Annotated in this window: 19 protein-coding genes; 18 read left to right on the top strand and 1 reads right to left on the bottom strand. The window is 33.5% G+C overall.

Going from position 1 to position 23,900, the window contains the following annotated elements:
- Position 1: 1 nt before the first annotated feature.
- From HMPREF2658_RS01080 to HMPREF2658_RS01045, 7 genes are all read left to right on the top strand, one after another.
- On the top strand, positions 2-1,441 hold the full coding sequence (locus HMPREF2658_RS01080; protein ID WP_000057562.1) for a tetratricopeptide repeat protein: 1,440 nt from the start codon (positions 2-4) through the stop codon (positions 1,439-1,441).
- A gap of 66 nt (positions 1,442-1,507) precedes the next feature.
- Positions 1,508-2,443: a thioredoxin-disulfide reductase gene (trxB, locus tag HMPREF2658_RS01075; protein WP_000134963.1), complete on the top strand. Its 936-nt coding sequence runs from the start codon at positions 1,508-1,510 to the stop codon at positions 2,441-2,443.
- A 652-nt stretch (positions 2,444-3,095) separates the two neighbouring features.
- Positions 3,096-4,007, top strand: a complete 912-nt coding sequence (gene rapZ / locus HMPREF2658_RS01070; protein ID WP_000369722.1) for an RNase adapter RapZ — start codon at positions 3,096-3,098, stop codon at positions 4,005-4,007.
- Complete coding sequence (locus HMPREF2658_RS01065) at positions 4,004-4,999, top strand: YvcK family protein (RefSeq protein ID WP_001248939.1); 996 nt, start codon at positions 4,004-4,006, stop codon at positions 4,997-4,999. Before rapZ ends, HMPREF2658_RS01065 begins: the two co-directional genes overlap by 4 nt.
- Positions 5,000-5,109: 110 nt before the next feature.
- Positions 5,110-6,054, top strand: coding sequence for a DNA-binding protein WhiA (gene whiA, locus HMPREF2658_RS01060; RefSeq protein WP_000006551.1), 945 nt, complete (start codon positions 5,110-5,112; stop codon positions 6,052-6,054).
- A gap of 562 nt (positions 6,055-6,616) precedes the next feature.
- Positions 6,617-7,204 (top strand): ATP-dependent Clp endopeptidase proteolytic subunit ClpP, encoded by a 588-nt coding sequence (clpP, locus tag HMPREF2658_RS01050; protein ID WP_001049165.1) that lies wholly within the window; start codon positions 6,617-6,619, stop codon positions 7,202-7,204.
- 181 nt (positions 7,205-7,385) lie between these two features.
- Complete coding sequence (locus HMPREF2658_RS01045) at positions 7,386-9,020, top strand: malolactic enzyme (RefSeq protein WP_000675904.1); 1,635 nt, start codon at positions 7,386-7,388, stop codon at positions 9,018-9,020.
- Positions 9,021-9,466: 446 nt separating this feature from the next.
- Here HMPREF2658_RS01045 and HMPREF2658_RS01040 read toward each other — a convergent pair whose 3' ends face one another.
- Positions 9,467-10,369: a TIGR01777 family oxidoreductase gene (locus HMPREF2658_RS01040; protein ID WP_000816297.1), complete on the bottom strand. Its 903-nt coding sequence runs from the start codon at positions 10,367-10,369 to the stop codon at positions 9,467-9,469.
- Between the two features lie 702 nt (positions 10,370-11,071).
- Here HMPREF2658_RS01040 and HMPREF2658_RS01035 point away from each other — a divergent pair.
- The 11 genes from HMPREF2658_RS01035 to rnr all read left to right on the top strand — a co-directional run bounded on the left by HMPREF2658_RS01035 (position 11,072) and on the right by rnr (position 23,887).
- Entirely contained in the window at positions 11,072-11,701 is a 630-nt protein-coding gene (locus tag HMPREF2658_RS01035) for a DUF4887 domain-containing protein (RefSeq protein WP_000070822.1), read from the top strand.
- 571 nt (positions 11,702-12,272) lie between these two features.
- Entirely contained in the window at positions 12,273-13,286 is a 1,014-nt protein-coding gene (locus HMPREF2658_RS01030; RefSeq protein WP_000654030.1) for a sugar-binding transcriptional regulator, read from the top strand.
- Between the two features lie 52 nt (positions 13,287-13,338).
- Entirely contained in the window at positions 13,339-14,349 is a 1,011-nt protein-coding gene (gene gap, locus HMPREF2658_RS01025; protein WP_000279414.1) for a type I glyceraldehyde-3-phosphate dehydrogenase, read from the top strand.
- Between the two features lie 138 nt (positions 14,350-14,487).
- Positions 14,488-15,678 carry a phosphoglycerate kinase gene (gene pgk / locus HMPREF2658_RS01020; RefSeq protein WP_001074741.1) on the top strand — a complete coding sequence of 397 codons (1,191 nt, stop codon included), beginning with the start codon at positions 14,488-14,490 and terminating at the stop codon, positions 15,676-15,678.
- Positions 15,679-15,799: 121 nt separating this feature from the next.
- The gene (gene tpiA / locus HMPREF2658_RS01015; protein WP_001260089.1) at positions 15,800-16,561 is read left to right on the top strand and encodes a triose-phosphate isomerase; all 762 of its coding nucleotides are present in this window, start codon (positions 15,800-15,802) and stop codon (positions 16,559-16,561) included.
- A 2-nt stretch (positions 16,562-16,563) separates the two neighbouring features.
- The gene (gene gpmI, locus HMPREF2658_RS01010; protein WP_001085498.1) at positions 16,564-18,081 is read left to right on the top strand and encodes a 2,3-bisphosphoglycerate-independent phosphoglycerate mutase; all 1,518 of its coding nucleotides are present in this window, start codon (positions 16,564-16,566) and stop codon (positions 18,079-18,081) included.
- A 129-nt stretch (positions 18,082-18,210) separates the two neighbouring features.
- On the top strand, positions 18,211-19,515 hold the full coding sequence (eno, locus tag HMPREF2658_RS01005; protein WP_001121760.1) for a surface-displayed alpha-enolase: 1,305 nt from the start codon (positions 18,211-18,213) through the stop codon (positions 19,513-19,515).
- A 338-nt stretch (positions 19,516-19,853) separates the two neighbouring features.
- Positions 19,854-20,312 (top strand): hypothetical protein, encoded by a 459-nt coding sequence (locus HMPREF2658_RS01000; protein ID WP_000785252.1) that lies wholly within the window; start codon positions 19,854-19,856, stop codon positions 20,310-20,312.
- A 66-nt stretch (positions 20,313-20,378) separates the two neighbouring features.
- Positions 20,379-20,612, top strand: coding sequence for a preprotein translocase subunit SecG (gene secG, locus HMPREF2658_RS00995; protein WP_000556760.1), 234 nt, complete (start codon positions 20,379-20,381; stop codon positions 20,610-20,612).
- Between the two features lie 128 nt (positions 20,613-20,740).
- Positions 20,741-21,481 (top strand): alpha/beta hydrolase, encoded by a 741-nt coding sequence (locus HMPREF2658_RS00990; protein WP_001165966.1) that lies wholly within the window; start codon positions 20,741-20,743, stop codon positions 21,479-21,481.
- Positions 21,482-21,514: 33 nt separating this feature from the next.
- Positions 21,515-23,887, top strand: coding sequence for a ribonuclease R (gene rnr, locus HMPREF2658_RS00985; RefSeq protein WP_001050026.1), 2,373 nt, complete (start codon positions 21,515-21,517; stop codon positions 23,885-23,887).
- The last annotated feature ends 13 nt before the right edge of the window (positions 23,888-23,900 follow it).

The raw sequence follows: 23,900 nt of genomic DNA, 5'->3' as shown, positions 1-23,900 counted from the left end.
TATGGCGCAAAAGAATAATAATGTAATTCCAATGACTTTTGATGATGCATTTTATCGTAAAATGGCTAATCAGAAGTTTAAACAAAGAGAATATAAACGAGCTGCTGAATACTTTGAAAAAGTGTTAGAATTGTCACCTGATGATCTGGAAATTCAAATTGATTATGCACAATGTCTAGTGCAACTTGGTATTGCTAAAAAAGCAGAACATTTATTTTATGACAATATTATTTATAATAGGCATCTAGAAGATAGCTTTTATGAATTGAGTCAGCTCAACATTGAAGTTAACGAACCAAACAAGGCATTCTTGTTTGGTATTAATTATGTTATTGTTAGCGACGACCAAGATTATAGAGATGAATTAGATCAAATGTTTGATGTGAAATATCAAAGTGAAGAACAAATTGAACTTGAAGCTCAATTGTTTGTAGTTCAAATACTATTCCAATATCTTTTTTCTCAAGGTCGATTAAAAGATGCAAAGAATTATGTCTTACATCAACCACAAGAAGTTCAAGATCATCGTGTCGTACGTAATTTACTGGCAATGTGTTATTTATATCTCGGCGAATATGATACGGCTAAAGCATTGTACGAAGCACTATTACAAGAGGATAGTACAGATATATATGCATTATGCCATTATACTTTGCTACTTTATAACACTAAGGAAAATGAACAATACCAAAAGTATTTAAAAATATTAAATAAAGTTGTACCTATGAATGACGATGAAAGTTTTAAATTAGGTATTGTTTTAAGTTATTTAAAGCAGTATCGTGCATCACAACAATTGTTGTACCCTTTATATAAAAAAGGGAAATTTTTATCAATTCAAATGTACAATGCTTTAGCATATAATTATTATTATTTAGGTGAAGAAGACGAAAGTCATTACTACTGGGATAAATTGAAGCAAATTTCTAAAGTGGAAATTGGACATGCTCCTTGGGTAATTGAAAATAGTAAAGAAGTTTTTGACCAACATATTTTGCCATTACTTCAAAGTGATGACAGTCATTATCGTTTATATGGTATTTTTTTATTGGATCAATTAAATGGCAAAGAAATTGTGATGACGGAAAGTATTTGGCAGGTTCTGGAAAATCTAAATAATTATGAGAAATTGTATTTAACGTATTTAGTTCAAGGTTTAACACTCAATAAATTAGACTTCATTCATCGCGGCTTGTTAACGCTTTACCATAATGAATTATTTGTAAGTGAAAATGATTTAATGGTTGCATGGATTAATCAAGGTGAACTCATAATTGCTGAAAAAGTAGATTTAACTGATGTTGAGCCATATATCGGTGCGTTTATTTATTTGTATTTTAAAAATCAACCTCGAAACGTTACAAAGAAGCAAATTACAACATGGTTAGGCATAACACAATATAAACTGAACAAAATGATTGAATTTCTCTTGAGCATATAGATTTATGAAAAGTTAGATTTATTATATAATGCGCATAATGATTAATAATGAGGAGGCGTTAATAAAATGACTGAAATAGATTTTGATATAGCAATTATCGGTGCAGGTCCAGCTGGTATGACTGCTGCAGTATACGCATCACGTGCTAATTTAAAAACAGTTATGATTGAAAGAGGTATTCCAGGCGGTCAAATGGCTAATACAGAAGAAGTAGAGAACTTCCCTGGTTTCGAAATGATTACAGGTCCAGATTTATCTACAAAAATGTTTGAACACGCTAAAAAGTTTGGTGCAGTTTATCAATATGGAGATATTAAATCTGTAGAAGATAAAGGCGAATATAAAGTGATTAACTTTGGTAACAAAGAATTAACAGCTAAAGCGGTCATTATTGCTACAGGTGCAGAATACAAGAAAATTGGTGTTCCGGGTGAACAAGAACTTGGTGGACGCGGTGTAAGTTATTGTGCAGTATGTGATGGTGCATTCTTTAAAAATAAACGCCTATTCGTTATCGGTGGTGGTGACTCAGCAGTAGAAGAGGGAACATTCTTAACTAAATTTGCTGACAAAGTAACAATCGTTCACCGTCGTGATGAGTTACGTGCACAACGTATTTTACAAGATAGAGCATTCAAAAATGATAAAATAGACTTTATTTGGAGCCATACTTTGAAATCAATTAATGAAAAAGACGGCAAAGTGGGTTCTGTGACATTAACGTCTACAAAAGATGGTTCAGAAGAAACACACGAGGCTGATGGTGTATTCATCTATATTGGTATGAAACCATTAACAGCACCATTTAAAGACTTAGGTATTACAAATGATGTTGGTTATATTGTGACAAAAGATGATATGACAACATCAGTACCAGGTATTTTTGCAGCAGGAGATGTTCGCGACAAAGGTTTACGTCAAATTGTCACTGCTACTGGCGATGGTAGTATTGCAGCGCAAAGTGCAGCGGAATATATTGAACATTTAAACGATCAAGCTTAATTCGAAGTCGAATTAAGATGTTGAGCTGTAAATTATTTGGATATTTATTTTAATAGTGTCATCACATTGTTAAAATAATGTCTTACTTTTAAATTAAAGCAAATTATATAGAAAACTAGAACTTAGTACGTATCATTTGTGCGTTTCAATGAGTTCTAGTTTTTTTATATGTTATATTAAACTTATAACTTTATGGGAGTGGGACAGAAATGATAAAGAGCCACTAATGATTTATTATGTAGTGGTTCTTACACATTAGCCACAGCTAATGTGTACTAAAAAAATAGGAATACATGAGTAAAACTCATGCATAAGAAATACTAATTTCTATAGAAAAAGTATTTCTTTATCGTTGTCCCACCCCAACTTGCACATTATCGTAAGCTGACTTTACGTCAGCTTCTGTGCTGGGGCCCCTGACTATAATTGAAAAAAGCTTGTTGCAAGCGCATTTTCATTCAGTCAAATACTAGCAATATAATATTATAGACTCTAGGACATTGATTTATGTCCCAATCTCCTTTTAAATGATGTAGATTTTTATAAATTTAATCTAGACATAGTTGAAAATAAATATAAAACATCGTTGCTTAATTTTGTCATAGAACATTTAAATTAACATCATGAAATTCGTTTTGGCGGTGAAAAAATAATGGATAATAATGAAAAAGAAAAAAGTAAAAGTGAACTATTAGTTGTCACAGGTTTATCTGGTGCAGGTAAATCTTTGGTTATTCAATGTTTAGAAGACATGGGATATTTTTGTGTAGATAATCTACCACCAGTGTTATTGCCTAAATTTGTAGAGTTGATGGAACAAGGAAATCCATCCTTAAGAAAAGTGGCAATTGCAATTGATTTAAGAGGTAAGGAACTATTTAATTCATTAGTTGCAGTAGTGGATAAAGTCAAAAGTGAAAGTGACGTCATCATTGATGTTATGTTTTTAGAAGCAAGTACTGAAAAATTAATTTCAAGATATAAGGAAACGCGTCGTGCACATCCTTTGATGGAACAAGGTAAAAGATCGTTAATCAATGCAATTAATGATGAGCGAGAGCATTTGTCCCAAATTAGAAGTATAGCTAATTTTGTTATAGATACTACAAAGTTATCACCTAAAGAATTAAAAGAACGCATTCGTCGATACTATGAAGATGAAGAGTTTGAAACTTTTACAATTAATGTCACAAGTTTCGGTTTTAAACATGGGATTCAGATGGATGCAGATTTAGTATTTGATGTGCGATTTTTACCAAATCCATATTATGTAGTAGATTTAAGACCTTTAACAGGATTAGATAAAGACGTTTATAATTATGTTATGAAATGGAAAGAGACAGAGATTTTCTTTGAAAAATTAACTGATTTGTTAGATTTTATGATACCCGGGTATAAAAAAGAAGGGAAATCTCAATTAGTAATTGCCATCGGTTGTACGGGTGGACAGCATAGATCTGTAGCATTAGCAGAACGACTAGGTAATTATCTAAATGAAGTATTTGAATATAATGTTTATGTGCATCATAGGGACGCACATATTGAAAGTGGCGAGAAAAAATGAGACAAATAAAAGTTGTACTTATCGGTGGTGGCACTGGCTTATCAGTCATGGCTAGGGGATTAAGAGAATTTCCAATTGATATTACAGCGATTGTAACAGTTGCTGATAATGGTGGGAGTACAGGGAAAATCAGAGATGAAATGGATATACCAGCACCAGGAGACATCAGAAATGTGATTGCAGCTTTAAGTGATTCTGAGTCAGTTTTAAGCCAACTTTTTCAGTATCGTTTTGAAGAAAATCAAATTAGCGGTCACTCGTTAGGTAATTTATTAATCGCAGGTATGACTAATATTACGAATGATTTCGGACATGCCATTAAAGCATTAAGTAAAATTTTAAATATTAAAGGTAGAGTCATTCCATCTACAAATACAAGTGTGCAATTAAATGCTGTTATGGAAGATGGAGAAATTGTTTTTGGAGAAACAAATATTCCTAAAAAACATAAAAAAATTGATCGTGTGTTTTTAGAACCTAACGATGTGCAACCAATGGAAGAAGCTATCGATGCTTTAAGGGAAGCAGATTTAATCGTTCTTGGACCAGGGTCATTATATACGAGCGTTATTTCTAACTTATGTGTCAATGGTATTTCAGATGCGTTAATTCATTCTGATGCGCCTAAGCTATATGTATCTAATGTGATGACGCAACCTGGGGAAACAGATGGTTATAGCGTGAAAGATCATATCGACGCGATTCATAGACAAGCTGGACAACCGTTTATTGATTATGTCATTTGTAGTACACAAACTTTCAATGCTCAAGTTTTGAAAAAATACGAAGAAAAACATTCTAAGCCAGTTGAAGTTAATAAGGCTGAACTTGAAAAAGAAAGCATAAATGTAAAAACATCTTCTAATTTAGTTGAAATTTCTGAAAATCATTTAGTAAGACATAATACTAAAGTGTTATCGACAATGATTTATGACATAGCTTTAGAATTAATTAGTACTATTCCTTTCGTACCAAGTGATAAACGTAAATAATATAGAACGTAATCATATTATGATATGATAATAGAGCTGTGTAAAAAAATGAAAATAGACAGTGGTTCTAAGGTGAATCATGTTTTAAACAAGAAAGGAATGACTGTACGATGAGCTTTGCATCAGAAATGAAAAATGAATTAACTAGAATAGACGTCGATGAAATGAATGCAAAAGCAGAGCTCAGTGCACTGATTCGAATGAATGGTGCACTTAGTCTTTCAAATCAACAATTTGTTATAAATGTTCAAACGGAAAATGCAACAACGGCAAGACGTATTTATTCGTTGATTAAACGTGTCTTTAATGTGGAAGTTGAAATATTAGTCCGTAAAAAAATGAAACTTAAAAAAAATAATATTTATATTTGTCGTACAAAGATGAAAGCGAAAGAAATTCTTGATGAATTAGGAATTTTAAAAGACGGCATTTTTACGCATGAAATTGATCATTCAATGATTCAAGATGACGAAATGAGACGCAGTTACTTGAGAGGAGCTTTTCTGGCAGGTGGTTCAGTGAATAACCCTGAAACATCTTCGTATCATTTGGAAATTTTTTCTCAAAATGAGAGTCATGCAGAAGGCTTAACGAAACTAATGAATAGTTATGAGTTGAATGCCAAACATTTAGAGCGAAAAAAAGGAAGTATTACGTATTTAAAAGAAGCGGAAAAGATTTCGGATTTTCTTAGTTTGATAGGTGGTTATCAAGCGTTATTAAAATTTGAAGACGTACGTATTGTAAGAGATATGCGTAATTCTGTTAACCGACTCGTTAATTGTGAAACGGCAAATCTAAATAAAACAGTTAGTGCTGCGATGAAACAAGTTGAGAGTATTAAATTGATTGATAAAGAAATTGGTATTGAAAATTTACCAGACAGGTTGAGAGAGATTGCTAGAATTCGAGTAGAACATCAAGAAATTTCGTTGAAAGAGCTTGGAGAAATGGTATCAACTGGTCCAATTTCAAAATCAGGTGTAAATCATCGATTAAGAAAACTTAATGATTTAGCCGATAAGATTAGAAATGGTGAACAAATAGAATTATAAGTAAGAAGGTGTTTTTGGTAGTGAATTATCAAAAATACCTTTTTTATGATTAAAAAGTGTTAAATGAATAATAGTCGACTAACTATTAAATTGAGCTGGAAAGTTTAATGAAGGAAATTCAATAACCAAGCGTTACCTAATTTTCTCATTAAATAGCATCATATATATATCAATTTGGTCATAAGAAAATATGAATGTGATAATTAATAGAGTCCTTGATCACAGACAAAAAAATCAGCATAAAAAAGAATCCCGACATTGCGGGATTCTCTGTATTGAAAAGTATTGTATTTTATTTAAATGCCTCCTTGAAGGGAATTGAACCCCTATCTTAAGAACCGGAATCTTACGTGTTATCCATTACACCACAAGGAGTAAATATGTTAATCAAATCACTGTACTATCAGAAGTAAAATAAGTACAATCTAAAATAGATATTATCAGTTTACAAAGGAAAGAGACAAGCGTCAAACAATGTAACTATTTAAAGTCAAAGTGTTTGACCAAATTTGACTTAATATGTAAAATAATGAGTAACAGTTATTACAAGGAGGAAATATAGATGAATTTAATTCCTACAGTTATTGAAACAACAAATCGCGGTGAACGTGCATACGATATATACTCACGTTTATTAAAAGACCGTATTATTATGTTAGGTTCACAAATTGATGACAACGTAGCAAATTCAATCGTATCACAGTTATTATTCTTACAAGCACAAGACTCAGAGAAAGATATTTATTTATACATTAATTCACCAGGTGGAAGTGTAACAGCTGGTTTTGCGATTTATGATACAATTCAACACATTAAACCTGATGTTCAAACAATTTGTATCGGTATGGCTGCATCAATGGGATCATTCTTATTAGCAGCTGGTGCAAAAGGTAAACGTTTCGCGTTACCAAATGCAGAAGTAATGATTCACCAACCATTAGGTGGTGCTCAAGGACAAGCAACTGAAATCGAAATTGCTGCAAATCACATTTTAAAAACACGTGAAAAATTAAACCGCATTTTATCAGAGCGTACTGGTCAAAGTATTGAAAAAATACAAAAAGATACAGATCGTGATAACTTCTTAACTGCAGAAGAAGCTAAAGAATATGGCTTAATTGATGAAGTGATGGTACCTGAAACAAAATAATTCAAAGTAAAGAGTAGACTAAGCAGTCTGCTCTTTTTGTATGAGTAAACCAAGGTATCAATAAATTGTTCAAAATATTTCGAGTAAAAGCAAAAAATAACGGGTAAAAATGTTTGTGAGAATTTAATTAGACACGTTGTTTCTGCGGTTCTACAATCTAACAAATATAAAGGATGATTTTATGAAAGGCATTGAATTACTTAACAATCCATTTTTAAACAAAGGTACAGCTTTTACTAACGAAGAAAGAAAACAGTTAGGGCTTGAAGGTTTATTACCTGCGAATGTTCGAACTTTAGAACAACAAGCAGAACAATGTTATGAACAATTCAAGGCGAAACAAACCGATTTTGAGAAACGTTTATTTTTAATGGCAATTTTTAATCGTAATCGTACATTGTTTTACAAATTGACTTCAGAGCATTTAGTTGAATTTATGCCAATTATTTATGACCCTGTTATTGCACAATCGATTGAACAATATAATGAGAATTTCAGCAGACCCCAAGATGCAGTATTTTTATCTGTTGATAGACAAGACCAAATTGAACAAGAATTGCGCAACGTTGCAAATGACAGAGATATTCGATTAATCGTAGTGACAGATGCGGAAGGTATATTAGGTATCGGCGATTGGGGCGTTGATGGTGTAGATATTGCAATAGGAAAATTAATAGTATATACAGGGGCAGCTGGAATAAATCCTTCTCAAGTATTACCTGTATCTTTAGATGTTGGTACTAATAATGAACAATTATTGAATGATGACCTTTATTTAGGAAATCGTCATAAACGTGTCGATGATGAGACATATTACGCATTTGTAGATAAATTTGTGAGTGCAGTGCGTAAAGAATATCCTAATGCACTATTACATTGGGAAGATTTTGGTAGAGGGCATGCCAAAAATATTTTAGATAAATATGAAGATACGTTACCAACTTTTAATGATGATATTCAAGGTACAGGTATAGTTACATTAGCTGGCGTACTAGGTGCATTAAATATTTCTAAAGTAGATTATACGAATCAGACGTTTTTAGTTTATGGTGGTGGTACAGCTGGTATGGGTATTACCAATATTTTAAAAGATGAACTAATTAAACAGGGTGTTTCAGAAGAAAAAGCAAATCAGCATTTCTATATTATGGATAAACAAGGATTGCTGTTTGATGATATGGATGATTTAACTGAAGCGCAACAAGTATTTGCTAAAAATAGGAATGAATTTTCAAATACAGTAAACTGGAAAAATTTAAATGAAGTAATTGAAAATATCAAGCCTACTGTTTTAATCGGTACATCAACTCAAACAGGTGCATTTACAGAAGATGCAGTAAAAGAGATGTTTAAACATACAGAACGTCCGGTGATTTTCCCATTGTCTAATCCTACAAAATTATCAGAAGCAACTGCACAAGATTTATTAAAATGGACTAACGGAAAAGCATTAATTGGAACTGGTATACCATATAATGACATTGAATACAATGGTGTGAATTACAGTATTGGTCAAGCAAATAATGCATTGATGTATCCTGGTTTAGGTTTGGGTCTTATTGCGTCAAATGCGAAGAAAGTAAATCAACAGATTCTATCAGCTGCGAGTCATGCACTTGGTGGCATGGTCAATCCAGATGAACCAGGTGCTGCAGTCTTACCACCTGTTGAGAAAATACATCAATGTTCTCGTGCCATAGCCAAAGCGGTTGCACAAAGTGTCATTGATCAAGGATTAAACGCTGAAACTATTGATGATATTGACAAAGCAATTGAAGCTGAAATTTGGTATCCTAAATACAAATCATACATTTAATTTTATAAAGTAGTAAAAGGTCATTTGAACATTTTGTTTCAAGTGGCCTTTTCGTATTTACTTTAAAATTAATCAACCAATATTCATAAGTGACTTTAAAGTTATATCTATATGTAATATCAGCAAATAGAAGGGAGTGGGACAAAAATGATATTTTTACAAATTTTTTTCGTTGTCCCACCCCAACTTGCACATTGTTGTAAGCTGACTTTCCGTCAGCTTCTATGTTGGGGCCCCGCCAACTTGCACATTGTTGTAAGCTGACTTTCCGCCAGCTTCTATGTTGGGGCCCCGCCGGCAAGGTTGACTAGAGTTGAAAAAAGCTTGTTGCAAGCGCATTTTCATTCAGTCAACTACTGCCAATATAATATTATAGACCCTAGGACATCGATTTATCTCCTAGACTTTTTGCTTGAAGTGGAGTAGGAGAGAAATCAATGTCCCACTCACTTACTAATTAAATCTTCAAGTGCCATTTTTAAATTACTATATTTAAATTGGAATCCCAATGCTTGAATTTTATTAGGTAATACTTTTTGAGTATCCAATACTACTGTTGACATTTGACCAAGTATGAGACGCATTGCAAGACTTGGTGCCCAAGTTTCATGAGGCTTATGCATAGCTCTTGCTAAAGTGTAGCCAAATAAATTTTGACGCTCAGGTATAGGTGCAGTTAAATTAAACGGACCACTAGCTGACTCTTTATTTATTAAAAATAAAATAGCTTGAATTAAATCATTGATATGAATCCATGAATACCATTGTTGACCAGAACCTAATTTACCACCAATGTAATATTCGTATGGTAGTTTCATTGTTTGTAACGCACCGCCTTCATTCGATAAAATTATACCGAAACGACCGATGACAACTCGCGTACCTAATTGTTCAAATTGTTGTGCGAAACGTTCCCATTGATACACAATATCTGATAAGAAATCAAATGGTAAAGTTTTATAAACTTCTGTGTAACTCATAAATAAATCAGGAGGATAGTAACCAGTGGCACTAGCATTAAATAAAACTTTAGGTGCTTTATTACGTGATTTAAACAATTCATATAAAGCTTGCGTAGATTGAATTCTACTTAGCATTAGCGTTTGTTTATATTCCGGTGTCCATCGTTTATTCAATGTAGCACCTGCTAAGTTGATGACCACATCGATATTTTGAGGAACTTTGTGTTCCCACCCAGATTTAGCCCAGTTGACATATGAAATTTTCTTATCATTTGAAATTTGGTCGTGTCGCGTTAATATCGTGATATGTGAATCTGATTTTTTGATTTCATTAACTAATTGAGATCCAACCATACCAGTCCCACCAGTAATTAAGTATTGTTTCATTATCATTCACCCCATGTAATTTTGTATTTAGTTACTATTTAATAATCATTATTGTTGTTCAAAGGTTATACATTATTTAGACAATAATATGTCAATAACTTTTTTTGAATTGTATTTTAATAAAAATGATATAAGTTATAATAAAGGTGTACCTTCGATAACGAATAAACATCTCTTAAAAGTATGTGTAAAACGCTGCATGATACAAACGAAGGTAAAAATTTGACTCCCTTTAGTAGTGGACCCGTACGTTTATCGTGCGGGTCGTTTTTATTTATATCTTATTCCCGTTATACATCAATTCAAAGCATTAATTTTTTAAACAAATTTAAGAATAGATAGTAATATAACAATCTAAACATAAAAACTTTTAACACAACACTTAAACTAATGCTTTAATTTTCAATACGTAGCTATAATTTGTTGTAAAATCAAAAAGGTTGAAATGTTAATTTTCAAAAAAAGGCTCAAAATATGTTTGATTTAGTTATTAAATGTTAAGATATATAAGACTACTATTTCTTTGTGAAAATGAATCCGATTTACGAGTGAGTAATAGTGAATACAGTTTTAAGTTGAAGAAGGCAAAAAGAGTAAATGTTTATTAATGTTTGTAGAAATTAGGTAAGCAAATTAGTTGTGAAAATATTAATGGTTACGTGATAATTTCTATATTTAAATTAGTTTGAAGTGAGGGAGAGTATGTCGAATCAAAATTACGACTACAAAACAAATGAAGATGGAAGTAAGAAGAAAATGAGTACAACAGCGAAAGTAGTTAGCATTGCGACGGTATTGCTATTACTCGGAGGATTAGTATTTGCAATTTTTGCATATGTAGATCATTCAAATAAAGCTAAAGAACGTATGTTGAACGAACAAAAGCAGGAACAAAAAGAAAAGCGTCAAAAAGAAAATGCAGAAAAAGAGAGAAAGAAAAAGCAACAAGAGGAAAAAGAGCAGAATGAGCTAGATTCACAAACAAACCAATATCAGCAATTGCCACAGCAGAATCAATATCAATATGTGCCACCTCAGCAACAAGCACCTACAAAGCAACGTCCTGCTAAAGAAGAGAATGATGATAAAGCATCAAAGGATGAGTCGAAAGATAAGGATGACAAAGCATCTCAAGATAAATCAGATGATAATCAGAAGAAAACTGATGATAATAAACAACCAGCTCAGCCTAAACCACAGCCGCAACAACCAACACCAAAGCCAAATAATAATCAACAAAACAATCAATCAAATCAACAAGCAAAACCACAAGCATCACAACAAAATAGCCAATCAACAACAAATAAACAAAATAATGCTAATGATAAGTAGTATTTAGTCAAACAAAAATGAACCAGTATGACAGACAACACAATTAATCAGGTTGTCTTGAATATTGGTTCTTATTTTTATAATTGTTAATTAGGGGAGAGATGATACTTAAATAGTTAGTTGTTTATTTTGCGGATAGTGAAATTTATTTTTTTCAGTCAATTACTGCCAATGTAACTTTTCAGATTCTAGAGTGTAAATGTCAATATAAAATTGTACATGTTTAAACAATCAAAAGTGTACATTATTAAATTATCATTTCCATCTAGAGCATTGATTTAAATCCGAGTCTCAAATAATAAGCAAATGATTAGCGAGTCAGTATAAGGGTATACATTTGACTACAGTGAATAAAATAAAACGTTTTGTTGTATAACAAATCGAAAATATATTGCAAGCGCTTTATCAAATTATTTAGAAAATTTAAGTTTTATGCTTGCAATTTTTGAAATAGAATAGTACTATTGCAAGTGTAAAGAGGTTAATTTTTGTCCCGCGTGGGACTTAAAAAGGCAACCACTGGTTGTGACATATCCTTATTTACATTTATAAATATAAGGAGGAGGTAGTAGTGAAAGACTTATTGCAAGCACAGCAAAAGCTTATACCGGATCTCATAGATAAAATGTATAAACGTTTTTCTATTCTTACTACTATCTCAAAAAATCAGCCTGTCGGACGTCGAAGTTTAAGCGAACATATGGATATGACTGAACGTGTACTGCGTTCTGAAACAGATATGCTTAAGAAACAAGATTTGATAAAAGTTAAGCCTACCGGAATGGAAATTACAGCTGAAGGTGAGCAACTGATTTCGCAATTGAAAGGTTACTTTGATATCTATGCAGATGACAATCGTCTGTCAGAAGGTATTAAGAATAAATTTCAAATTAAGGAAGTTCATGTTGTTCCTGGTGATGCTGATAATAGTCAATCTGTTAAAACAGAACTAGGTAGACAAGCAGGTCAATTACTTGAAGGCATATTACAAGAAGATGCGATAGTTGCTGTAACTGGCGGATCCACGATGGCATGTGTTAGTGAAGCAATTCATTTATTACCATATAATGTATTCTTCGTACCAGCCAGAGGTGGACTAGGCGAAAATGTTGTCTTTCAGGCAAACACAATTGCAGCCAGTATGGCACAACAAGCTGGCGGTTATTATACGACGATGTATGTACCTGATAATGTCAGCGAAACAACATATAACACATTGTTGTTAGAGCCATCAGTCATAAACACTTTAGACAAAATTAAACAAGCAAACGTTATATTACACGGCATTGGTGATGCGCTGAAGATGGCGCATCGACGTCAATCACCTGAAAAGGTCATTGAACAACTTCAACATCATCAAGCTGTCGGAGAGGCATTTGGTTATTATTTTGATACACAAGGTCAAATTGTCCATAAGGTTAAAACAATTGGACTTCAATTAGAAGACCTTGAATCAAAAGACTTTATTTTTGCAGTTGCAGGAGGCAAATCGAAAGGTGAAGCAATTAAAGCATACTTGACGATTGCACCCAAGAATACAGTGTTAATCACTGATGAAGCCGCAGCAAAGATAATACTTGAATAAGAGATAAAAAGTTTAATACTTTTTAAATATCATTTTAAAGGAGGCCATTATAATGGCAGTAAAAGTAGCAATTAATGGTTTTGGTAGAATTGGTCGTTTAGCATTCAGAAGAATTCAAGAAGTAGAAGGTCTTGAAGTTGTAGCAGTAAACGACTTAACAGATGACGACATGTTAGCGCATTTATTAAAATATGACACTATGCAAGGTCGTTTCACAGGTGAAGTAGAGGTAGTTGATGGTGGTTTCCGCGTAAATGGTAAAGAAGTTAAATCATTCAGTGAACCAGATGCAAGCAAATTACCTTGGAAAGACTTAAATATCGATGTAGTATTAGAATGTACTGGTTTCTACACTGATAAAGATAAAGCACAAGCTCATATTGAAGCAGGCGCTAAAAAAGTATTAATCTCAGCACCAGCTACTGGTGACTTAAAAACAATCGTATTCAACACTAACCACCAAGAGTTAGACGGTTCTGAAACAGTTGTTTCAGGTGCTTCATGTACTACAAACTCATTAGCACCAGTTGCTAAAGTTTTAAACGATGACTTTGGTTTAGTTGAAGGTTTAATGACTACAATTCACGCTTACACAGGTGATCAAAATACACAAGACGCACCTCACAGAAAAGGTGACAAACGTCGTGCTCGTGCAGCAGCAGAAAACATCATCCCTAACTCAACAGGTGCTGCTAAAGCTATCGGTAAAGTTATTCCTGAAATCGATGGTAAATTAGATGGTGGTGCACAACGTGTTCCTGTAGCTACAGGTTCATTAACTGAATTAACAGTAGTATTAGAAAAACAAGACGTAACAGTTGAACAAGTTAACGAAGCTATGAAAAATGCTTCAAACGAATCATTCGGTTACACTGAAGACGAAATCGTTTCTTCAGACGTTGTAGGTATGACTTACGGTTCATTATTCGACGCTACACAAACTCGTGTAATGTCAGTTGGCGACCGTCAATTAGTTAAAGTTGCAGCTTGGTATGATAACGAAATGTCATATACTGCACAATTAGTTCGTACATTAGCATACTTAGCTGAACTTTCTAAATAATTTTAGTATAGTTTTTATTCAAATACGCTAGTGCTCAGAACTATTTAGCATTAATTAAAGCTTATGAGTAAGCGGGGAGCACAAACGCTTCTCCGCTTATTTTTATATAAAATTTCCTAATTACAAGGAGGAAACACCATGGCTAAAAAAATTGTTTCTGATTTAGATCTTAAAGGTAAAACAGTCCTAGTACGTGCTGATTTTAACGTACCTTTAAAAGACGGTGAAATTACTAATGACAACCGTATCGTTCAAGCTTTACCTACAATTCAATACATCATCGAACAAGGTGGTAAAATCGTACTATTTTCACATTTAGGTAAAGTAAAAGAAGAAAGTGATAAAGCAAAATTAACTATACGTCCAGTTGCTGAAGACTTATCTAAGAAATTAGATAAAGAAGTTGTTTTCGTACCAGAAACACGCGGCGAAAAACTTGAAGCAGCTATTAAAGACCTTAAAGAAGGCGACGTATTATTAGTTGAAAATACACGTTATGAAGATTTAGACGGTAAAAAAGAATCTAAAAATGATCCAGAATTAGGTAAATACTGGGCATCTTTAGGTGATGTGTTTGTAAATGATGCTTTTGGTACTGCGCATCGTGAGCATGCATCTAATGTTGGTATTTCTACACACTTAGAAACTGCAGCTGGATTCTTAATGGATAAAGAAATTAAGTTTATCGGTGGCGTAGTTAACGATCCACATAAACCAGTTGTTGCTATTTTAGGTGGAGCAAAAGTATCTGACAAAATTAATGTCATCAAAAACTTAGTTAACATCGCTGATAAAATTATCATCGGCGGAGGTATGGCTTATACTTTCTTAAAAGCGCAAGGTAAAGAAATTGGTATTTCATTATTAGAAGAAGATAAAATCGACTTCGCAAAAGATTTATTAGAAAAACATGGTGATAAAATTGTATTACCAGTAGACACTAAAGTTGCTAAAGAATTTTCTAATGATGCCAAAATTACTGTAGTACCATCTGATTCAATTCCAGCAGACCAAGAAGGTATGGATATTGGACCAAACACTGTAAAATTATTTGCAGATGAATTAGAAGGTGCGCACACTGTTGTATGGAATGGACCTATGGGTGTATTCGAGTTCAGTAACTTTGCACAAGGTACAATTGGTGTATGTAAAGCAATTGCAAACCTTAAAGATGCAATTACGATTATCGGTGGCGGTGATTCAGCTGCAGCAGCAATCTCTTTAGGTTTTGAAAATGACTTCACTCATATTTCAACTGGTGGCGGAGCGTCATTAGAGTACCTAGAAGGTAAAGAATTGCCTGGTATCAAAGCAATCAATAATAAATAATAAAGTGATAGTTTAAAGTGATGTGGCATGTTTGTTTAACATTGTTACGGGAAAACAGTCATAAGATGACATCGTGTTTCATCACTTTTCAAAAATATTTACAAAACAAGGAGTGTCTTTAATGAGAACACCAATTATAGCTGGTAACTGGAAAATGAACAAAACAGTACAAGAAGCAAAAGACTTCGTCAATGCATTGCCAACATTACCAGATTCAAAAGAAGTAGAATCAGTAATTTGTGCACCAGCAATTCAATTAGATGCATTAACTACTGCAGTTAAAGAAGGAAAAGCACAAGGTTTAGAAATCGGTGCTCAAAATACGTATTTCGAAGATAACGGTGCGTTCACAGGTGAAACGTCTCCAGTTGCATTAGCAGATTTAGGCGTTAAATACGTTGTTATCGGTCATTCTGAACGTCGTGAATTATTCCACGAAACAGATGAAGAAATTAACAAAAAAGCGCACGCTATTTTCAAACATGGAATGACTCCAATTATTTGTGTTGGTGAAACAGACGAAGAGCGTGAAAGTGGTAAAGCTAACGATGTTGTAGGTGAGCAAGTTAAGAAAGCTGTTGCAGGTTTATCTGAAGATCAACTTAAATCAGTTGTAATTGCTTATGAACCAATCTGGGCAATCGGAACTGGTAAATCATCAACATCTGAAGATGCGAATGAAATGTGTGCATTTGTACGTCAAACTATTGCTGACTTATCAAGCAAAGAAGTATCAGAAGCAACTCGTATTCAATATGGTGGTAGTGTTAAACCTAACAACATTAAAGAATACATGGCACAAACTGATATTGATGGGGCATTAGTAGGTGGCGCATCACTTAAAGTTGAAGATTTCGTACAATTGTTAGAAGGTGCAAAATAATCATGGCTAAGAAACCAACTGCGTTAATTATTTTAGATGGTTTTGCGAACCGCGAAAGCGAACATGGTAATGCGGTAAAATTAGCAAACAAGCCTAATTTTGATCGTTATTACAACAAATATCCAACGACTCAAATCGAAGCGAGTGGCTTAGATGTTGGACTACCTGAAGGACAAATGGGTAACTCAGAAGTTGGTCATATGAATATCGGTGCAGGACGTATCGTTTATCAAAGTTTAACTCGAATCAATAAATCAATTGAAGACGGTGATTTCTTTGAAAATGATGTTTTAAATAATGCAATTGCACACGTGAATTCACATGATTCAGCGTTACACATCTTTGGTTTATTGTCTGACGGTGGTGTACACAGTCATTACAAACATTTATTTGCTTTGTTAGAACTTGCTAAAAAACAAGGTGTTGAAAAAGTTTACGTACACGCATTTTTAGATGGTCGTGACGTAGATCAAAAATCCGCTTTGAAATACATCGAAGAGACTGAAGCTAAATTCAATGAATTAGGTATTGGTCAATTTGCATCTGTGTCTGGCCGTTATTATGCAATGGACCGTGACAAACGTTGGGAACGTGAAGAAAAAGCTTACAATGCTATTCGTAACTTTGATGCCCCAACTTATGCAACTGCCAAAGAAGGTGTGGAAGCAAGTTATAATGAAGGCTTAACTGACGAATTCGTAGTACCATTCATCGTTGAGGATCAAAATGACGGTGTTAATGATGGAGATGCAGTGATCTTCTATAATTTCCGACCTGATAGAGCGGCACAATTATCGGAAATTTTTGCGAACAGAGCATTCGAAGGATTTAAAGTTGAACAAGTTAAAGACTTATTCTATGCAACATTCACTAAGTATAATGACAATATCGATGCGGCTATCGTCTTCGAAAAAGTCGATTTAAATAATACAATCGGTGAAATTGCACAAAATAACAATTTAACTCAATTACGTATTGCAGAAACTGAAAAATATCCTCACGTTACTTACTTTATGAGTGGTGGACGTAATGAGGAATTTAAAGGTGAACGTCGTCGTTTGATTGATTCACCTAAAGTTGCAACGTATGACTTGAAACCAGAAATGAGTGCTTATGAAGTTAAAGATGCATTATTAGAAGAGTTAAATAAAGGTGACTTGGACTTAATTATTTTAAACTTTGCTAACCCTGATATGGTTGGACATAGTGGTATGCTTGAGCCGACAATCAAAGCAATCGAAGCGGTTGATGAATGTTTAGGCGAAGTGGTTGATAAGATTTTAGACATGGACGGTTATGCAATTATTACTGCTGACCATGGTAACTCTGATCAAGTATTGACGGATGATGATCAACCAATGACGACGCATACAACGAACCCAGTACCAGTGATTGTAACAAAAGAAGGCGTTACACTTAGAGAAACTGGTCGTTTAGGTGACTTAGCACCTACATTATTAGATTTATTAAATGTAGAACAACCTGAAGATATGACAGGTGAATCTTTAATTAAACACTAATATTGTAAAAGATGTTAAGTAAACGCTTAATGACACTTATTTTTTGAAAATAATAGTAATATCATTTTGTTAAATGAAAGAATAAAGCTATAATAATTATAGAATAACTATTTAAAGGAGATTATAAACATGCCAATTATTACAGATGTTTACGCTCGCGAAGTCTTAGACTCTCGTGGTAACCCAACTGTTGAAGTAGAAGTATTAACTGAAAGTGGCGCATTTGGTCGTGCATTAGTACCATCAGGTGCTTCAACTGGTGAACACGAAGCTGTTGAATTACGTGATGGAGATAAATCACGTTATTTAGGTAAAGGTGTTACTAAAGCAGTTGAAAACGTTAATGAAATCATCGCACCAGAAATTATTGAAGGTGAATTTTCAGTATTAGATCAAGTATCTATTGATAAAATGATGATCGCATTAGACGGTACTCCAAACAAAGGTAAATTAGGTGCAAATGCTATTTTAGGTGTATCTATTGCAGTAGCACGTGCAGCAGCTGACTTATTAGGTCAACCACTTTACAAATATTTAGGTGGATTTAATGGTAAGCAGTTACCAGTACCAATGATGAACATCGTTAATGGTGGTTCTCACTCAGATGCTCCAATTGCATTCCAAGAATTCATGATTTTACCTGTAGGTGCTACAACGTTCAAAGAATCATTACGTTGGGGTACTGAAATTTTCCACAACTTAAAATCAATTTTAAGCAAACGTGGTTTAGAAACTGCAGTAGGTGACGAAGGTGGTTTCGCTCCTAAATTTGAAGGTACTGAAGATGCTGTTGAAACAATTATCCAAGCAATCGAAGCAGCTGGTTACAAACCAGGTGAAGAAGTATTCTTAGGATTTGACTGTGCATCATCAGAATTCTATGAAAATGGTGTATATGACTACAGTAAGTTCGAAGGCGAACACGGTGCAAAACGTACAGCTGCAGAACAAGTTGACTACTTAGAACAATTAGTAGACAAATATCCTATCATTACAATTGAAGACGGTATGGACGAAAACGACTGGGATGGTTGGAAACAACTTACAGAACGTATCGGTGACCGTGTACAATTAGTAGGTGACGATTTATTCGTAACAAACACTGAAATTTTAGCAAAAGGTATTGAAAACGGAATTGGTAACTCAATCTTAATTAAAGTTAACCAAATCGGTACATTAACTGAAACATTTGATGCAATCGAAATGGCTCAAAAAGCTGGTTACACAGCAGTAGTTTCTCACCGTTCAGGTGAAACAGAAGATACAACAATTGCTGATATCGCTGTTGCTACAAACGCTGGTCAAATTAAAACTGGTTCATTATCACGTACTGACCGTATTGCTAAATACAATCAATTATTACGTATCGAAGATGAATTATTTGAAACTGCTAAATATGATGGTATCAAATCATTCTACAACTTAGATAAATAATTTTCTTTATAATCAAATGCTGACATAATTTTAGTTGAGGATTATTATGTCGGTATAAATTGAATAAAGTTTTTGAGTTCACGCTTAAAAAGTTCACGCTTTTATTTATAACCTGCCACAGAGTTGAGACTGTGGTAGGTTTTTTATTTTGAAGTATTATTCATAACAGACTAATAATCATGAGGTAACTAATAACACATATTTAACTTGTATTATTAAACTGGTATAATAAATTTATGTTGAAATGAATATTGTATGACAGGGTATTCACTTTTATTAAAAGGTAAAATTAAATAAAGGTTTTATAGAACGTATTTAAATATATGAGGAGTAAACAAATGGCTGATAGAACGAATAAAGAAATTAAAACAGGACGCTTTATTGCAACTGCATCAATCGTATTCTCAATATTGTTGATTATTCATTACTTTGTTTCGTTGGATAATGCGACTGCCAAAGCATTACTCAATTTAACGAATCAAAACACTTCAGATAAAGCGATAGATTACATTTTAAACAGCTTTAGATTCACTGGTATTATGTATATTTTGGCTTATCTAGCAGGCTTCATCACTTTTTGGAATCGACATACTTATGTGTGGTGGTTTATGTTTGCAGTTTATGTATCAAATAGTTTGTTTACGTTGATTAATTTATCAATCACAATTCAAGCAATAAAAGCTGCACACGGTGCGTACTTAACATTGCCAATTTTAATTGTTATTATAGGTTCGGTTGCATTAGCGATTTATATGCTTGTTGTTTCTATCAAACGTAAAAGTACATTTAATCGCTAGAAAATTGATTTTAACAATGAAAATATGATATACTACTTGTCGTATATAAGGAACGGAGGACAATTTATGCATACATTTTTAATCGTATTATTAATCATTGATTGTATTGCATTAATAACTGTTGTACTACTCCAAGAAGGTAAAAGCAGTGGACTTTCAGGTGCCATCAGTGGTGGTGCTGAGCAGTTATTCGGTAAACAAAAACAACGTGGCGTCGATTTATTCTTAAATAGATTAACAATTATTTTATCAATATTATTTTTTGTACTTATGATTTGCATAAGTTATCTTGGTATGTAAGGTCCGGCGATGTAAATGTCGGGCTTTTTTATTTATAATTAGAATAATAAAGGACTCATGTTCAATTATTAGAAACATATTGTTTAATTAAGTACGTTTGTTAATTGTGAAAAAGGAGCGTTAGATTTATGCAAATAAAGTTACCAAAGCCTTTCTTTTTTGAGGAAGGTAAACGTGCCGTGTTATTACTACATGGTTTTACAGGCAATTCGTCTGATGTTCGTCAATTAGGTCGATTTTTACAAAAGAAAGGTTATACATCGTATGCACCACAATATGAAGGTCATGCAGCACCACCAGAAGAGATACTTCAATCAAGTCCTTTTGTTTGGTTTAAAGATGCCTTAGATGGCTATGACTACCTTGTTGAACAAGGTTATGATGAAATCGTTGTTGCTGGCTTGTCATTAGGTGGCGATTTTGCATTAAAATTAAGCTTAAATCGAGATGTAAAGGGTATTGTAACGATGTGTGCTCCTATGGGTGGCAAAACTGAAGGTGCCATTTATGAAGGCTTTTTAGAATATGCACGCAATTTTAAAAAGTATGAGGGTAAAGATCAAGAAACGATTGACAAAGAAATGCATCATTTCAAACCAACTGAAACTTTAAAAGAATTAAGTGAAGCATTAGATACGATTAAAGATCAAGTTGATGAGGTGTTTGACCCAATTTTAGTGATTCAAGCAGAAAACGACAATATGATTGATCCACAATCCGCAAATTATATATATGAACATGTAGACTCTGACGAAAAAGATATCAAATGGTATAGTCAGTCAGGACATGTTATTACAATTGATAAAGAAAAAGAACAAGTTTTCGATGATATTTATCAATTTTTAGAGTCATTAGACTGGTCAGAATAAAAAGAGATTTTAACATTAGAAAGGAGGGGCATAATGAATTTAAAGCAATCAATAGAAGAGATTATTAATCAACCTGAATATGAACCTATGTCAGTTTCAGATTTTCAAGATGCATTAGGTTTAAGCAGTGCCGACTCGTTTAGAGATTTAATTAAGGTGCTTGTGGAGTTAGAACAATCAGGATTAATCGAACGTTCGAAAACAGATAGATACCAAAAAAAGCATAGTTCCAAAGGTCAATCGAAATTAATTAAAGGAACATTAAGTCAAAACAAAAAAGGTTTTGCTTTCCTAAGACCTGAAGACAAAGATATGGAAGATATATTTATTCCCCCAACAAAAATTAATCGTGCCTTAGACGGAGATACTGTAATTGTAGAAATACATCAATCTAAAGGTGAACATAAAGGTAAAATTGAAGGGGAAGTTAAGTCGATTGAGAAGCATTCTGTAACTCAAGTTGTTGGTACGTATAGTGAAGCTAGACATTTCGGCTTTGTTATTCCGGATGATAAACGTATTATGCAAGATATTTTCATTCCTAAAGGTCAAAGTTTAGGTGCAGTAGATGGGCATAAGGTACTAGTTCAAATTACTAAGTATGCTGATGGTTCAGATAATCCTGAAGGGCATATTTCAGCAATATTAGGACATAAAAATGATCCAGGTGTAGATATTTTATCTATTATTTATCAACATGGTATTGAAATTGAGTTTCCTGATGAAGTATTAGAAGAAGCTGAAGCAGTACCTGATCATATTGAAAATACTGAAATTAAAGGCCGTCATGATTTACGTGATGAATTGACAATCACAATTGATGGTGCGGATGCTAAAGACTTAGATGACGCAATCAGTGTTAAAAAGTTAGCGAACGGTCATACGCAATTAACTGTAAGTATTGCTGATGTCAGTTATTATGTAACGGAAGATTCAGCTTTAGATAAAGAAGCTTATGATAGAGCGACAAGTGTATATCTTGTTGACCGTGTGATTCCGATGATTCCACATCGATTAAGCAATGGTATTTGTTCATTAAATCCTCACGTTGATCGTTTAACGTTAAGCTGTCGCATGGAAATTGATGCAAGTGGTCGTGTTGTTAAACATGAAATTTTTGATAGTGTTATACATTCTGATTATCGAATGACGTATGATGCAGTTAACCAGATTATTACTGAAAAGGATCCTACGATTCGAGAGCAGTATAATGAAATTACGCCTATGCTAGATTTAGCACAAGATTTATCAAATCGTTTAATTCAAATGAGAAAACGCCGTGGTGAAATTGATTTTGATATTAGCGAAGCGAAAGTACTAGTTAACGAAGATGGTATACCTACAGATGTTCAATTGAGACAACGTGGTGAAGGCGAACGTCTTATTGAGTCATTTATGTTAATTGCAAATGAAACAGTTGCTGAACATTTTAGTAAGTTAGATGTACCATTTATTTACCGAGTGCATGAGCAACCTAAATCAGAGCGGTTAAGACAATTCTTTGATTTTATTACTAACTTTGGCATTATGATTAAAGGCACAGGCGAAGATATTCATCCTACAACTCTTCAAAAGGTTCAAGAAGAAGTAGAAGGTCGCCCAGAACAAATGGTCATTTCAACAATGATGTTGCGTTCAATGCAACAAGCGCATTATGATGATGTGAACTTAGGACATTTCGGCTTATCAGCTGAATATTATACACATTTTACATCACCAATTAGACGTTATCCTGACTTAACGGTTCATCGATTGATCCGTAAGTATTTAATTGAAAAATCAATGGATAATAAAGAAGTGAAGCGTTGGGAAGATAAATTGCCTGAGTTAGCTGAGCATACTTCTAAACGTGAACGTCGTGCTATTGAGGCAGAACGTGACACTGATGAATTGAAAAAAGCAGAATATATGATTCAACATATTGGCGATGAGTTTGAAGGTATTGTCAGCTCAGTTGCTAACTTCGGTATGTTCATTGAATTGCCTAACACAATTGAAGGAATGGTTCATATTGCAAATATGACCGACGATTATTACCGTTTCGAAGAACGTCAAATGGCATTAATTGGTGAGCGTCAAGCTAAAGTATTTAGAATTGGTGACACAGTTAAGGTTAAAGTGACACATGTTGATGTAGATGAGCGATTAATTGATTTTCAAATTGTAGGTATGCCTTTACCGAAAAATGATCGATCACAGCGACCAGCACGTGGTAAGACAATTCAAGCCAAAACGCGTGGTAAATCATTAGATAAATCGAAATCTGATGATAAAGGACGTAAGAAAAAAAGCAAGCATCGTAAAGGTAAAAACCAACGTAATAATGATAAATCAGGTAATAGTAAGCATAAGCCATTTTATAAAGATAAAAGTGTGAAAAAGAAAGCACGTCGTAAGAAAAAATAAGCAGCAATGAGGT

Origin of the sequence: Staphylococcus sp. HMSC062H10 (assembly GCF_001836945.1) — a bacterium.
GTDB classification, from domain to species: domain Bacteria; phylum Bacillota; class Bacilli; order Staphylococcales; family Staphylococcaceae; genus Staphylococcus; species Staphylococcus aureus.
Note: the sequence above shows the minus strand (reverse complement) of the source record. Positions and strands in the feature narration are given on the sequence as shown.

Excerpts from the sequence above, each read along its gene's own strand:
- secG (WP_000556760.1), top strand. The coding sequence starts at position 20,379 with ATGCATACATTTTTAATCGTATTATTAATCATTGATTGTATTGCATTA.
- gap (WP_000279414.1), top strand. The coding sequence starts at position 13,339 with ATGGCAGTAAAAGTAGCAATTAATGGTTTTGGTAGAATTGGTCGTTTA.
- gpmI (WP_001085498.1), top strand. The coding sequence starts at position 16,564 with ATGGCTAAGAAACCAACTGCGTTAATTATTTTAGATGGTTTTGCGAAC.
- rnr (WP_001050026.1), top strand. The coding sequence starts at position 21,515 with ATGAATTTAAAGCAATCAATAGAAGAGATTATTAATCAACCTGAATAT.
- whiA (WP_000006551.1), top strand. The coding sequence starts at position 5,110 with ATGAGCTTTGCATCAGAAATGAAAAATGAATTAACTAGAATAGACGTC.
- HMPREF2658_RS01080 (WP_000057562.1), top strand. The coding sequence starts at position 2 with ATGGCGCAAAAGAATAATAATGTAATTCCAATGACTTTTGATGATGCA.
- HMPREF2658_RS00990 (WP_001165966.1), top strand. The coding sequence starts at position 20,741 with ATGCAAATAAAGTTACCAAAGCCTTTCTTTTTTGAGGAAGGTAAACGT.
- HMPREF2658_RS01040 (WP_000816297.1), bottom strand. The coding sequence starts at position 10,369 with ATGAAACAATACTTAATTACTGGTGGGACTGGTATGGTTGGATCTCAA.
- trxB (WP_000134963.1), top strand. The coding sequence starts at position 1,508 with ATGACTGAAATAGATTTTGATATAGCAATTATCGGTGCAGGTCCAGCT.
- rapZ (WP_000369722.1), top strand. The coding sequence starts at position 3,096 with ATGGATAATAATGAAAAAGAAAAAAGTAAAAGTGAACTATTAGTTGTC.
- HMPREF2658_RS01035 (WP_000070822.1), top strand. The coding sequence starts at position 11,072 with ATGTCGAATCAAAATTACGACTACAAAACAAATGAAGATGGAAGTAAG.
- tpiA (WP_001260089.1), top strand. The coding sequence starts at position 15,800 with ATGAGAACACCAATTATAGCTGGTAACTGGAAAATGAACAAAACAGTA.
- HMPREF2658_RS01045 (WP_000675904.1), top strand. The coding sequence starts at position 7,386 with ATGAAAGGCATTGAATTACTTAACAATCCATTTTTAAACAAAGGTACA.
- HMPREF2658_RS01000 (WP_000785252.1), top strand. The coding sequence starts at position 19,854 with ATGGCTGATAGAACGAATAAAGAAATTAAAACAGGACGCTTTATTGCA.
- HMPREF2658_RS01065 (WP_001248939.1), top strand. The coding sequence starts at position 4,004 with ATGAGACAAATAAAAGTTGTACTTATCGGTGGTGGCACTGGCTTATCA.
- pgk (WP_001074741.1), top strand. The coding sequence starts at position 14,488 with ATGGCTAAAAAAATTGTTTCTGATTTAGATCTTAAAGGTAAAACAGTC.
- clpP (WP_001049165.1), top strand. The coding sequence starts at position 6,617 with ATGAATTTAATTCCTACAGTTATTGAAACAACAAATCGCGGTGAACGT.
- eno (WP_001121760.1), top strand. The coding sequence starts at position 18,211 with ATGCCAATTATTACAGATGTTTACGCTCGCGAAGTCTTAGACTCTCGT.